At 62.7% G+C, this 12869-nt stretch carries 11 protein-coding genes; 2 read left to right on the forward strand and 9 right to left on the reverse strand.

Features of this window, described 5'->3' with window-relative positions:
• Positions 1-140 precede the first annotated feature (140 nt).
• The 5 genes from ftsA to murC form a co-directional block, all read right to left on the reverse strand.
• Complete coding sequence (ftsA, locus tag GOB94_RS04990) at positions 141-1367, reverse strand: cell division protein FtsA (RefSeq protein ID WP_182277776.1); 1227 nt, start codon at positions 1365-1367, stop codon at positions 141-143.
• 164 nt (positions 1368-1531) lie between these two features.
• Complete coding sequence (locus GOB94_RS04995) at positions 1532-2872, reverse strand: FtsQ-type POTRA domain-containing protein (protein ID WP_182277777.1); 1341 nt, start codon at positions 2870-2872, stop codon at positions 1532-1534.
• 102 nt (positions 2873-2974) lie between these two features.
• On the reverse strand, positions 2975-3397 hold the full coding sequence (locus GOB94_RS05000) for a type II toxin-antitoxin system VapC family toxin (protein ID WP_182277778.1): 423 nt from the start codon (positions 3395-3397) through the stop codon (positions 2975-2977).
• Positions 3394-3690, reverse strand: a complete 297-nt coding sequence (locus tag GOB94_RS05005) for a hypothetical protein (RefSeq protein ID WP_220464997.1) — start codon at positions 3688-3690, stop codon at positions 3394-3396. Before GOB94_RS05005 ends, GOB94_RS05000 begins: the two co-directional genes overlap by 4 nt.
• A 9-nt stretch (positions 3691-3699) precedes the next feature.
• Positions 3700-5139 carry a UDP-N-acetylmuramate--L-alanine ligase gene (gene murC, locus GOB94_RS05010; protein ID WP_182277780.1) on the reverse strand — a complete coding sequence of 480 codons (1440 nt, stop codon included), beginning with the start codon at positions 5137-5139 and terminating at the stop codon, positions 3700-3702.
• Between the two features lie 88 nt (positions 5140-5227).
• Here murC and GOB94_RS05015 point away from each other — a divergent pair, with 88 nt between their 5' ends.
• Together GOB94_RS05015 and GOB94_RS05020 are read left to right on the forward strand one after the other, a co-directional pair.
• Positions 5228-6403 carry a phage tail sheath C-terminal domain-containing protein gene (locus GOB94_RS05015; RefSeq protein WP_182277781.1) on the forward strand — a complete coding sequence of 392 codons (1176 nt, stop codon included), beginning with the start codon at positions 5228-5230 and terminating at the stop codon, positions 6401-6403.
• A 440-nt stretch (positions 6404-6843) separates the two neighbouring features.
• Entirely contained in the window at positions 6844-7797 is a 954-nt protein-coding gene (locus GOB94_RS05020) for a YXWGXW repeat-containing protein (RefSeq protein WP_182277782.1), read from the forward strand.
• Positions 7798-7863: 66 nt separating this feature from the next.
• Here GOB94_RS05020 and murG read toward each other — a convergent pair whose 3' ends face one another.
• The 4 genes from murG to mraY are packed head-to-tail and all read right to left on the reverse strand — an operon-like array spanning position 7864 to position 12743.
• On the reverse strand, positions 7864-8925 hold the full coding sequence (gene murG / locus GOB94_RS05025) for an undecaprenyldiphospho-muramoylpentapeptide beta-N-acetylglucosaminyltransferase (protein WP_255484245.1): 1062 nt from the start codon (positions 8923-8925) through the stop codon (positions 7864-7866).
• A gap of 53 nt (positions 8926-8978) precedes the next feature.
• Complete coding sequence (ftsW, locus tag GOB94_RS05030) at positions 8979-10073, reverse strand: putative lipid II flippase FtsW (RefSeq protein WP_182277784.1); 1095 nt, start codon at positions 10071-10073, stop codon at positions 8979-8981.
• A 55-nt stretch (positions 10074-10128) separates the two neighbouring features.
• On the reverse strand, positions 10129-11568 hold the full coding sequence (gene murD, locus GOB94_RS05035) for a UDP-N-acetylmuramoyl-L-alanine--D-glutamate ligase (protein WP_182278446.1): 1440 nt from the start codon (positions 11566-11568) through the stop codon (positions 10129-10131).
• 38 nt (positions 11569-11606) lie between these two features.
• The gene (gene mraY / locus GOB94_RS05040) at positions 11607-12743 is read right to left on the reverse strand and encodes a phospho-N-acetylmuramoyl-pentapeptide-transferase (RefSeq protein WP_182278447.1); all 1137 of its coding nucleotides are present in this window, start codon (positions 12741-12743) and stop codon (positions 11607-11609) included.
• Positions 12744-12869: the final 126 nt, after the last annotated feature.

The following is a 12869-nucleotide window of genomic DNA, read 5'->3' on the forward strand; positions in this document are numbered from 1 at the left end:
TCTCCAAAGGCTGGCGTCCTGCCACTCCAGGCCCTCATTTTCCTCAAGAACGCTGCCTCTTTTGACCCTTCCCACCCCGTTTTGTCATCCCTTCGCTGCAGTCTTCCTACTCCCTACTCCCCATTCCCTACTCCCTGCCCTTAAAAACTCCCCGCAAACATCGAAAGGATCTTCTGCTTCAGCCCCTGCTCATCGGCGGCTTTCTTCGCCTGCGTCCTCTGCGTATACAGCAGCATTCCGATCGCGGCCGCGAACTCCGGCTTGGCCAGCTCCGCCGGCATCCGGCTCAGCGGCACCGGATACCCAATCCGCGCCGGCACCCGCAGCAGGCTCTCCGCGTTGTCCAGCAGCCCCGCCAGGTGCGACCCGCCGCCGGTAAGCACTACACCCGCGCCCATCGCCTCCAGCACGCCGCCGTGGCGCAGGTTCTCACGAAGCATGGTCAGCATCTCCCGCGCCCTCGGCTCTAATATCTCCGCCAGGAACCGCTGCCGCACCAGCCGCGCCGAGCCGCCACCCGTCGCCAAGTTGCCGCCCACCTCAATCTCATTCAACTGCGGTATCGACGTCACCACGCAGCTCCCATACATCCGCTTCAGCTGCTCGGCCTCCTCCACGCTCACCTGCAGCCCCACCGCAAGATCGTTCGTAAAGTGGTCGCCACCAATCGGCAGCACCGCCGTATGAGCCACCGCGCCTTCAAAAAACACCACCAGCTCGGTCGAGTGCGACCCAATGTCCGCTAGGCAAACACCCAGCTCGCGCTCATCGGCTGACAGCACCGCTTCCGCCGCAGCGATGCCTTCAAACACCGTGTCCAGTACCTCAAGCCCCGCGCGGTTCGCGCATGTCACCACGTTCTGCGACGCCGACCCCGAGCAGGTCACCAGGTGCAGCCCCACCTCCAGCCGGTTCCCCACCATCCCCACCGGGTCATGAATCCCGCCCTGGTCATCCAGGATGAACTGCTGCGGCAGCAGGTGCAGCACCTCGCGGTCCGGCGCCAGGCTGATCGACCGCGCCCGGTCAATCGCCGCCCGCACATCTTCCTTCGTAATCTCCTTCATGCGACTGCCCATATTGATGCCGCCCTGCGAGTTCACCCCCCGCATATGTGGCCCGCCCACGCTCACCACTGCTGTCTCAATCGGGGCCTTCGCCGTCTTCTCCGCGCGCAGTGCCGCCGCGTCGATCGCCTCCGCTGCCGGGCCGAGATCCGAGATCGCTCCCCGCCGCATCCCACGCGAAGCCTCCACACCATGCCCGCGATACCGCAGCACGCCATCGGTCAGCTCCGCCACCAGCACACAGCTCTTGCTGCTGCCCGCGTCCAGCACAGTAATCAGGTTGTCGGTCTTCGCATTCATCGTCTTCCCTCAACCACAGCCATCGACTCGCCACATCTCACGACTCGCCGTATCTCGCGACCCGCCACATCTCAGGTAGCCCGAGCCTTCAGGCTCGGGTCTCATAGCTCACCCCAAAATCGAGGGGGCTTTAGCCCCTGGGGTATGCTCTCCTGTCACCGCCACTACTTCGCCTTCCGCGCCGCCGCCAACTCCGCAAACAGCTTGTCATTCGCCGCATCGCGACCATCTGCCGCGTGCGCTTTCTTTTTCTTCGCAGCCGCCTTCTTCGCCACTGCCTTCCTCGCAACCGGCTTCGCGGCCTTCTTCGGCGCAGACTTCGCAGGAGCCCTCACCACCGGCGCACTCGCCCGCACCAGCTTCGCGGCTCCCGCTGACTTCACGACCGGCAGCACTGCAGGCTTCACCGCAGCAACCGCCGCCGCAACACTGGGTGCCCCAGGTCTCGCTTCTGAGACCTGGGTTTGAGCCGACGCAGCTTGCGCCACCGTATCCCCATCCTTCCGCATCTCCAGCACAATCTGGCCTTCATACCGCATGTCCGCCGCCGCCAGCTTCGGATACTGCTGCCGCCACTCCGGCAGCAGCTTCTCGAACTCGTCGTACCGGCTCAAAAACTTGTCATCGCCAAAGTGCACCAGCACCTCCGGGCTACCGCCCTTCGACGGATCAGGCGACGCGATCAGCGCCTTCAGGTCATCCGGCTCCGTGATGTCCACCTCGCTCACCGTCTTTGAAAAGTGCTGCCCGCCGCTGTCCAGGGCCTGCATAAACTGCTGGTACAGCTGCATCCGTGCCTCGCGCGTCGACTCCGGGTCAGCCGCATTGATCCCCGTCAGCACCGGGAACGAGTACTTCGCATCCGCCCGCACATCCGTGCCCATATCCAGCAGCTCGCCATGCCCGTCCACCAGCCCAATCTGGGTCCCCTGCCGCGCGAACGCCACCGGCACCCGCTCCACAATCTGCACCCTTAGCTGGTTCGGCAGCAGACGCATCACCGTCGCTTGCTCCACCCACGGCAGGTTCTGCAGGTCCGCCTCGCGCTCACCTAGCGGCACCCGAAAGACGTTCCGCTCCAGGTCGCCACCAAACACACCCAGCAGCTGTTCGCGCGTCAGGTGCGTGTTCCCGCTGATCTGGATATCGTCCGAGCTCGCCACCACAAACCGCGGGTCCTGCAACAGGTAGTACCGCACCGCCGCCGCTCCCACCGCCAGAGCGCCCACAGCCACCAGCGCCAGCACACCCACCACACCGCGCCCGCCCCTGCTGCGCAGCAGGCTCTTCAGCGTCGGGCGAAACTTCCCCCGCCGCGGCATGTAGTCGTCATCGTCCGTATCGGCGTTATAACCAAATGGTTCAGCCGGATCTGCATTCAGCCCGCGCTGCAGCGCTCCCGCCGGCGCAGGCACGGGGCCGCGATAGCCGGACTCGGCCACCGGAGCATACCTCTCCTCCGGCGCATCCAGCACCGCTGCCGCAGACGTCGCGCGCTTTCCCATCTTCATCTCCGCCGCCCGAGCAAGGCCACGGAAGAATCGCCAACCTCAACTATAAGCCGGAACCCACCTGCAAAAACTACCCGCCCACCCCGAGGTACCCCCTCAGGAACGAGGCGACAAAACTTCCAATCCCAACGCCACCGCCGCAGCAGCCATTCGATCATCGAATGTGGCTATACGGCTCGTACCGTGTCTCCGGGCTATCGCCAGCTGCAAGATGTCCAAGGATCGTAGAAAATAAGCCCCCGCATGCGACTCCGCAATGGTCCGCGCCTCTTCGAATACAGCTTCATCCATGGACAGCGTCGTGTAGAGTCCGCTCTCACGGTCTTGCCGGTACAAACGATAGCCACCCTGCCTGTTCGGAGAGGCATGCTTCTGTAAAGCCGCCGCAACCTCAATATCGGTCAACGCGCTTACACAAGCGCCTTCGGCAAAGCGTCTGAAAGTCTCAGCCGCTAAGGCTGACTTCCCCTCTGAAACATACAATGCCACAACAAAACTGCTATCGAGATAAACCGTCACAGCCCATCTCGATCGTCACGAATCCATTGCGTCGTCGTCCCTGCGGGCAATACCTCATCTCCATACATCGCCTTCAAACGCGCCATGAAGTCCGGTATCGAACGCTCTCCGGCAGCCTCGGGTTTCGCTGCTGACGTCTGCGGTGCACGTACCTCCGCAATCACCGTCTCCCCACGCAACAGCTCAATCGAACGCCCTCCGCTCAATTCAGCCTCCAGCGTCTCCAAATGGCTGGCAAGCTCATCTACGCTAAGCCGCACCGTGGAACTCCGAGCTGTCGTAGTAGCCGCCATGCAAGAATATTACTCCCTGCCCTTCAACGCCTCCAGCAGCATCGGCCCCGCCTGGCTCACGCTCCCCGCACCCAGCGTCAGCACCATATCGCCCGGCCTCGCCATCGCCGCCAGCTTCGCCACCGCGTCTCCCATGGACGCCACATACTCCACCCCGCCACCCTTCTTGTACCGGATCGCTCCCGCCAGCGACTCCCCATTCACACCCTCGATCGGCTCCTCGCTCGCAGCGTACACATCTAGCACCATCACCGCGTCCGCATCGCCAAACGCCCCTGCAAACTCCCCCATCAGGTCGCGAGTCCGCGTGTACCGGTGCGGCTGAAACAGCACCAGCACTCGCTCGTAGCCGCACTCCCGCGCCGCTTGCAGAGTCGCCTTAATCTCCGTCGGATGATGTCCATAGTCATCCACTACCGTCACACCGCTCTCTACGCCGCGAACCTGAAACCGCCGGTCCACTCCCCGAAAGCTCTCCAGCCCAGCCACAATCTGCTCCTGAGACACCCCCAGCTGCACCCCCACAGCCACCGCCGCCGTCGCATTCAGCACATTGTGCCGGCCCGGCACATGCAGCGAAAACGGCCCCAGCACCACACCCTTCGCAACAACTTCAAACCGCGAAAATCCGCTGGGTGCCCCATTCATCCCAGCAGCCTTATCGCTGGGATGAGTGGGGTTCGGCAACACCCTCACCCGAAAATCCGCCTCTGCGCTCTCTCCATACGTGTACACCCTGCGCTGCACTCGCGGCAGAATCCCCCGCAGCATCGCATTGTCCACGCAAGCCGTCACCGCGCCATAAAACGGCACCTTGTCCATAAACTCTACAAAGCAGTTCTCCACATCCTCCATATCGCGATAGCTCTCCATGTGCTCGCGATCAAGGTTCGTCACCACCGCCAGCACAGGCGACAGCTTCAAGAAGCTGCGATCACTCTCATCCGCCTCAGCCACTAAATATTGCGACTTCCCCAGCCGCGCATTCGACCCCATCGCCCCCACGCGCCCGCCCACCACCACCGTCGGATCGAGCTCACCGCCCGCCAGCACCGCCGCCACCATGCTCGTCGTCGTCGTCTTCCCGTGCATCCCGGCGACGGCGATCCCATACTTCAGCCGCATCAGCTCCGCCAGCATCTCCGCCCGCTGAATCACCGGGATCTTCCTTCGCCGCGCCTCCAGCACCTCGGGATTGTCCTTCGCCACCGCCGAGCTCGTCACGATCACATCGCACGCCGCAGCATTCTCCGCCTTATGTCCTACATAGATCGTCGCTCCCAGCCCCTGCAGCCGCTCCGTCGCCGGGCTTGCTTTTAGATCGGACCCCGAAACCGCATACCCCATCGTCAGCAGGATCTCCGCGATCCCGCTCATCCCAATCCCACCGGTCCCAATAAAATGCACCCGCTGCGTGGGCGCAAACAATGCATGTGCTGGAAGACTCATCCCACCCATTCTCTCCCAATTCCGCCCCTCACGAACGGCCGTTCGCCCAGCGTACAATCTCCTCACTCCACACCCAAGGCAGGCACCCATGGCCAACATCTCCCTCAAACACCCCGGTGTCCACATCACGACCATCGATACCCCCCTCGACGCCATCGCCTCCGCACCCACCTCCGTCACCCTCTTCATCGGACGCACCCCACTCGCCTCCGCAGGCTCCCCAATACCCACCTCCGTCGACAGCTTCGTAGCCTTCCAGCAACTCTTTGGAGCGCTCAACCCCGCCTATCCGCTCACCTACGCGCTCTGGCTCTTCTTCAACAACGGCGGCGCACAGGCGCTCGTCCTCTCCACCGGCACCGGCGCCACCACGCCCACACCCGACCCGCGCCTCGCCGCACTCGCAGCCATCGACACGCCCTTCGACATCCTCATCCTCCCGCCCGATACCCTCAACGGCGATCTCGACACCGTGCTCCTCAACGCCGCCCTCGCTCTCTGCGTCCAGCAACGCGCCATGCTCCTCATCGACGCCCCCGTAGCCTGGTCCACTCGAGCGAAAAACGGCGACCTCACCTTCACCCCCGCCGACCTCAACCTTGCTCCCGCCGCCAGCCTCTCCAACTGCGCGCTCTACTTCCCACGCATCGAAATCCTCGACCCCCTCGCACCTGTCGGTATCGAAGCCCACCCCATCACCCTCACCGCAGCTCCAGCCATCGCCGCCATCTGGGCCACCACCGACACCCGCACCGGCGTCTGGGAGAGCCCCGCCGGCCAGTCCGCCGCACTCAACGGCATCGCCAGTCTCGCCACCCCGATCACCGACACCCAGCAGGGCCCCCTCAACCTGCTCGGCATCAACTGCCTCCGCACCTTCCCCACCCTCGGCACCCTCATCTGGGGTGCGCGCACCCTCTCTACACAAGACTCCAACTACCGGTACATCTCCGTCCGACGCCTCGCGCTCTTCATTGAGTCCAGTCTCCTCGCAGGCCTTGCCTGGACGGCCTTCAAACCCAACGATGAGTCGCTATGGGCCGCTATCGGGTTAAAGGTCAGCCCCTTCCTTACCAACCTCTGGCAGGCCGGCGCCATCGCCGGCCCAACACCCGACCAGGCCTTCTTCATCCGTCGCGACGCCTCCACCACGCAGGACATCGACAACGGTATCGTCAACATCTTCATCGGCATCGCACCCATCCAGCCCGGCGAGTTCGTCATCATCCCGATCCAGCTCTTAGCCGCCACCCCAAACCCTTAGGAAAGCTCTGAACAAATATCTTGCTTTGAACAGCGGCGCACAGGTTCATGCCTCACCCCTTGACACGCCTTGTAGAATGAAAGTGTAGAAACAACCCGGCCTAGCGCCGGGTTGTTTCGTCTCGCCACTCCTTCTCAACTCGCCTCTCGTACTCTCGCTTCTAATCTCCGGCACACGACCAAAGTTCCGCTCCCATGGTTACGAGGCTAACTTCAATCCGCTGCGGATCTTAGCCCCAAAACCGGGGGAGGGTCGACAACCACCTGCCACTCTGCTCCACTGTCCGGACACCGGCCACCAGAACGCAACAAACACTGTAAAGAAGTGTCTACATTAACCGAGACCCGGACCCGGTACGTGCAGGCCGGAATTCTCTCCGCATCACCTGGCCAGCTACCGCATCTCAAGGGAGTGGCAATGGAGCGGACAAGGAGATGGTCATGAACGTCACTCGGGCACTTCGCAGCACATTCGCAGGCGGTACCGCTCTGGCTCTGGGCCTGCTCGCAGCCTCCACGGCGCGGGCACAGAACAGCTACAACGACCCTTCCTACCAGTCGCAGCCTGCTCCCCAGGATCAGTATCAGGATCAGCAGTACCAGAACCAGAACCCCGGCCAGTATCAGGATCAGGGACAGTACCAGCAGCAGGCGCCCCCGTCCGGCTCACCCGAGGCGAACGTCGCACCTCCGGCCATCCCGGACTACGACCAGCCCCCCTGCCCCGGCGACGGCTACCTCTGGACCCCCGGCTACTGGGCATGGGGACCCGGTGGCTACTACTGGGTCAACGGCGCCTGGGTTGAGCCTCCCTACACCGATGCCCTCTGGACTCCCGGTTACTGGGGCCTCTATGACGGCTACTACGGCTGGTACCCCGGCTACTGGGGCCTGACCGTCGGCTACTACGGCGGCATCAACTACGGCTTCGGCTACTTCGGCCTCGGCTTCTACGGCGGCTACTGGCACGGCGGACACTTCTGGTACAACCGCGCCTACGGCCACTTCGGCCCCGGCTTCCATGGCAACTTCTATAACCACCAGTACGCAGGCTTCCGCAACGGACGCCCCGGCGGTGCGGCCTTCGCCCGAGGCGGAGCCGGCGGCTATCGCGGGGCCTTCGCCAGCGCTAACCACGGCGGCTACAACGTCAACCGCGGCGGCTCGCAGAGTTTCAACCATGGCGGCCAGAGCTTCCGTCAGGGCTCCGCACAGGGCTTCAATCGCGGAGCAGCCCCCGCATCCCGCAGCGGTAGCTTCAACGGCGGCGCCCGTCCGGCCACCAGTGGTGCTGGTGGTGGCGGATACCACGGTGGCGGCGGTGGCTTCCATGGCGGTGGTGGTGGCGGTGGTCACGCTGGTGGTGGTGGTCACGGCGGCGGCGGACATCGCTAAACGCAACCCAAACAACGAAGGGCTGAGGACAACTCCTCAGCCCTTCCTCTTTGCGCTCCTGAATCTCTACCGCCCCGCCAGCTCCAGCACCATCGCAGCAATCCGGTCCAGCGCTCCCGGCTTCGCCAGCGCCTTCGCCTTCGCGGCCATCTCCGCTCGCCACGGAGCATCCGTCAACAGCGCATACAGCGCCCCATATAGCGACTCCGGCGTAACGTCCTTCTGCAATAACATCACCGCCGCGCCAGCCGACACGATCACCTCGGCATTCTTCCGTTGATGGTCATCCGCGGCCGTCGCCAGCGGCACCAGCACCGACGCCTTGCCCGCAGCACACAACTCCGCCGTCGTGCTTCCCGACCGCGCCAGCACCACATCCGCCGCCGCATACTGCTCCGGCATATCGGTCAGAAACGCCTTCACCGACCACCGCGCAGCATCCGCGCCACTCGCGCTATACTCCGCCCGCGTCGCCTCCAGCCGCTTCGGCCCCGACTGGTGCACAATCGTCAGCCCCGGCACCTCGCTCAACAGCCGCGCCGCAATCCGCGGCATCGTCTCGTTGAACACCAGCGCCCCATTGCTGCCCGCCGTCACCAGCAACCGAGGCGCAGCCCCTGCCACCCGCTCCGGCAGTTCAAAGATCTCCGGCCGCACCGGAACGCCCGTCACCTCGGCATTGCGAAAGTAGCTCACCGTCTGTCTGAAGTTCACCGCCGCCGCGCTCACCCGCTTGCCCAGCACACGGTTCGTCAGCCCCGGTACAGCATTCGGCTCATACACCAGCGTCGGAACCCCCATCAATACCGCCGCCAGCATCATCGGACCGCTCGCATACCCGCCCACACCCACCACCACCTGCGGTCTGAACGCCCGCAGCAGCCCTACACAATGCAGCACACCCAGCGGCACATCCAGCGCAGTCCGCAGCTTGGTCATCAGGCTCACGTTCTTCAGCTGCCCACTGCGCACCAGCTCCAGCTTGAACCCGGCCTCCGGCACCAGCTTCGTTTCAATCCCACGCGACGTCCCCACAAACCGCACTTCGGCCCCATGCGCATCCCGCAGCCGACGCCCAATCGCCAGCGCCGGCACCACATGCCCACCCGTGCCCCCACCGGCAATCATCACCCGCAACGAATTGGAACTATTCCCTATTCCCTACCCCCTATTCCCTGCTCTCAATCAATCTCACGAGTCACATTCAACAGCACGCCCATGCACGCCAACGTAACAAACACACTCGTCCCGCCCGACGAGATCAGCGGCAACGGAATCCCTTTCGTCGGCACCAGCGCCAGCACCACGCTAATGTTGAAGAACGCCTGCACCAGCAGCGCCGTCGTCAGCCCAAACGCCAGGAACCGCGCAAACGGGTCCGTCGATAAAAACGCCGCCCGCAGCCCGCGATACCCCACGATGCAAAACGCCGCCACCACACACAGCGCGCCGATCAAACCCAGCTCCTCGCAGATGTTCGCGAAGATAAAGTCCGTATGCGGCTCCGGCAGATAAAACAGCTTCTGCACACCCTCCATCAGCCCTCGTCCATAGATGCCGCCCGACCCCACCGCAATCAGCGACTGCAAAATGTGAAACCCCGCACCCTTGGGATCGGCCTCAGGATTCAGAAACACCTTCATGCGCGCGGCCCGCCATGAAACATGAAACAGCATCCAGTACATCACAGGCGCCGCACACGCAGCAGCCACCGCGATCCACCGCAGCGGCAGCCCCGCCAGAAACAGCATGAACACCACCACCGCCGCGCACACCAGCGCGGTGCCAAGGTCTGGCTCCTTCAAAATCAGCGCAATGAACACCAGCGGCGGAATCACTGCCGGTAGAATCGTCTCCTTGATGTTGTCGATCGCGTGGATGCGTGTCTGCAGAAACCACGCCAGGAAGAACACAATCATCGGCTTGGCCAGCTCCGAAGGCTGCAACGTAGCCGGCCCCAGCGGTATCCAGCGGTGCGCTCCATTCACCTTGCCGCGCATCACAAACACTGCAAGAAGCATCACCGCCGTCGCGCCCATCGCCGTAAAAATCAGGAACCTGTTGTTGTACCGGCGGTAGTCCACACGCATCAGCACAAACAGCGCAATCAGCCCGGCCAACGCAAACGCTGCCTGCTTGATCACAAACGCATACGGCGACCCCAGCGTCGCCTTCGCCATCACCGCCGACGCCGAGAACACGCTCACCAGCCCAAACAGCACCAGCAGCAGCACCGTTCCAAACAACCACTTATCGACGCCAACCCGCTTCGCCATTCATCACACCGTCTTCATTGCATACATCGCGAACATCGCGTTCGTCGTTGCAGTCCTACAGCGCCTGCACCAGCTCCTTGAACACCCGCCCGCGGTGCTCATAGTTCTCAAACTGGTCGAAGCTCGCACACGCCGGTGCCAGCAACACCGTATCGCCCGCGACAGCAAGCTCCTCGGCCTTGGCCACCGCACGCTGCAGTGTCTCCGCATTCTCTATCTTCACGACTCCGGCCAGCTGCCGCTCAATCTTTTCTGCCGCTGAACCAATCGTGATAACCGTCTTCACCCTCTCGCGCAGCAGCGGCGCCAGCGTCGCATAATCCGAGTCTTTGTCCTTCCCCCCCAAAATCACATGCACTCCACCCGCAAACGCAGCAATCGCCTTCTCCGTCGCATCCACGTTCGTCGCCTTGGAGTCGTTGTAGTACTTCACTCCACGCACCTCGCGCACAAACTCCAGCCGGTGCTCCACAGCCTTGAAGCTCTTCACCGCGCCACGAATCACCTCACTCGACACACCTGCCAGCCGCGCCGCGCACACCGCCGCCAGCACGTTCTCCACATTGTGCGCACCCGCCAGTGGCACCTCGCTCACCGGCATCACCGGCTCCGCAATAGCGCCTTCCTTCGCCACAAAAAGGATCGACTCGCCATGCACAAACACACCCTGCTTGATCGGCCTCCGCGCACTGAACCAGTAAATCTGTGCCTTCGTCTTCGCAGCCACCATCTGCGCCGCCTTGTTCTCACCATTCAGCACCAGAAAGTCATCTGCAGTCTGGTTCTCTGTAATCCGCGCCTTCGCCGTCGCATACGCTTCAAAGCTGCCATGCCGGTCCAGATGGTCCGGCGTAATATTCAGCACCAGCGCAATCCGCGGCTTGAACGTCTCAATCGTCTCCAGCTGAAAGCTAGAAACCTCCAGCACACTCCACACCGTTCCGCTTTGAAGGGGGCGGGCTTCAGCCCGTCCATCTTGGGGCGCTGAAAGAACTGGGGCTTCAGCCCCGGAGGGATTGTTACTCAGCGCCACGCTCTCCGCCACCATCGCCGTCACCGGCCTGCCGATGTTCCCACCCACCAGCGTCGGCCTCCCCGCCGCCTTCAGAATCTCGCCCACCAGCGAGGTCGTCGTAGTCTTCCCATTCGACCCCGTAATCGCAATAATCTCCCCTTGCAGATACTGCGCCCCAAGCTCCAGCTCACCAATAATCCGCATCCCCAGCGCCCGCACCTGCACCAGTTCCGGCGTCGAGCTCGGCACACCCGGGCTCACCACAATCAAATCCTGCCGACGAAACGTCAGCAGCCCATGGCTCCCCGCCTCCACCGAAAACCCCTGCTCCAGCAGGCTCGGCAGCTCCGCAATCAGCGTCGCTGGCCGAGCATCACTCACCGTCACCCGCGCCCCGCGTTCCTTCAAAAACTGCGCCGCCGCCAACCCACTCTTCCCCAGCCCCACCACCAACACGCGTTTATTCTTTAGCTCAAGCATCATCGCTACTTCCTATTTCCTACTTGCTACTTCCTGCCCTACCTCAGCTTCAACGTCGTCAGCGCAAACAGCGCAAACACCAGCGCCATAATCCAGAACCGCGCAATCACCTTGCTCTCGCTCCAACCCAGCAGCTCAAAATGATGGTGGATCGGAGCCATCTTGAAGATACGCTTCCCGCCGCGCAGCTTATAACTGCCCACCTGCAGAATCACGCTCAGCGCCTCCATGATGAACACGCCGCCGATGAACGGCAGCAGCAGCTCCTGCTTGATCACCACCGCCACCGTCGCAATCGCGCCACCCAACATCAGCGACCCCACATCCCCCATAAAAATCTCCGCCGGATGCGCGTTGTACCAAAGGAACCCAATCGAAGCCCCAACCATCGCCCCGCAGTAGATCGTCAGCTCGCTCACCAGCGGCATGCGCTGCAGCTCAAGATAGTCGCTGAACACCACATGCCCGCTCACATACGTCAGCATCGTCAATGCACCGGCGGCAATAATCGTGCACCCAATCGCCAGTCCATCCAGCCCATCGGTCAGGTTCACCGCATTGCTCGAACCTGTAATCACCAGCATCACAAACAGCACAAACGGAGCAAACGCCAACGGCCAGATGTACGGCACATGCCGCAAGCTGTCAATGATCAGGTTCGGCCTGAACCCCTTCGCAAACGGCACAATCAACCGCGTCGAGTAGTCGCCCCGCGCACCCAGCCACAGCAGCGTCACCGCCACCGCCGCGCTCGCCAGAAACTGCAGCGCCAGCTTCTGCCGGCTCGTCAGCCCCAGGTTCCGCTTCTTCACCACTTTGATATAGTCGTCCGCAAATCCAATCGCCGCAAACCCCAGCGTCGACAACACCACCAGCCACACCAGCGGATTGCTCAGGTCGCTCCACAACAGCGTAGGCACCACAATCGCAATGCAGATCAGCACCCCGCCCATCGTCGGCGTGCCACCTTTCTTCTGGTGACTCTGCGGCCCGTCTTCGCGGATGTACTGCCCAATCTGAAACTCTCGCAGCCGTTCAATCACAAACGGCCCAATCAGCATCCCGATCAGCAGCGCCGTCAGGCTCGCAAACACACATCGAAACGTCACATAGCGAAAGATGCGAAACAACCGAAAGTATGGAAACAGCTTCTGGTAGAGCAGCCAATAGAGCAAAGGATGTGCCTCGTAGGGATCTGGTGAGCGCGACAGCCGGCGCAGCCCAATGCCAATCTTACAGCGCACATTGTGCGTTTCTTGTTGTCATTCCCGTAGGGAATCTGCTTCTGTACGTTTCCCGCT

It is taken from the genome of Granulicella sp. 5B5 (assembly GCF_014083945.1).
In the GTDB taxonomy this organism is placed as follows: Bacteria; Acidobacteriota; Terriglobia; order Terriglobales; family Acidobacteriaceae; genus Granulicella.

Coding starts and splice junctions, on each gene's coding strand:
- ftsA (WP_182277776.1), bottom strand. CDS start 1,367: ATGAATGCGAAGACCGACAACCTGATTACTGTGCTGGACGCGGGCAGC.
- GOB94_RS04995 (WP_182277777.1), bottom strand. CDS start 2,872: ATGGGAAAGCGCGCGACGTCTGCGGCAGCGGTGCTGGATGCGCCGGAG.
- GOB94_RS05005 (WP_220464997.1), bottom strand. CDS start 3,690: ATGGCGGCTACTACGACAGCTCGGAGTTCCACGGTGCGGCTTAGCGTA.
- murC (WP_182277780.1), bottom strand. CDS start 5,139: ATGAGTCTTCCAGCACATGCATTGTTTGCGCCCACGCAGCGGGTGCAT.
- GOB94_RS05015 (WP_182277781.1), top strand. CDS start 5,228: ATGGCCAACATCTCCCTCAAACACCCCGGTGTCCACATCACGACCATC.
- GOB94_RS05020 (WP_182277782.1), top strand. CDS start 6,844: ATGAACGTCACTCGGGCACTTCGCAGCACATTCGCAGGCGGTACCGCT.
- murG (WP_255484245.1), bottom strand. CDS start 8,925: ATGATTGCCGGTGGGGGCACGGGTGGGCATGTGGTGCCGGCGCTGGCG.
- ftsW (WP_182277784.1), bottom strand. CDS start 10,073: ATGGCGAAGCGGGTTGGCGTCGATAAGTGGTTGTTTGGAACGGTGCTG.
- murD (WP_182278446.1), bottom strand. CDS start 11,568: ATGCTTGAGCTAAAGAATAAACGCGTGTTGGTGGTGGGGCTGGGGAAG.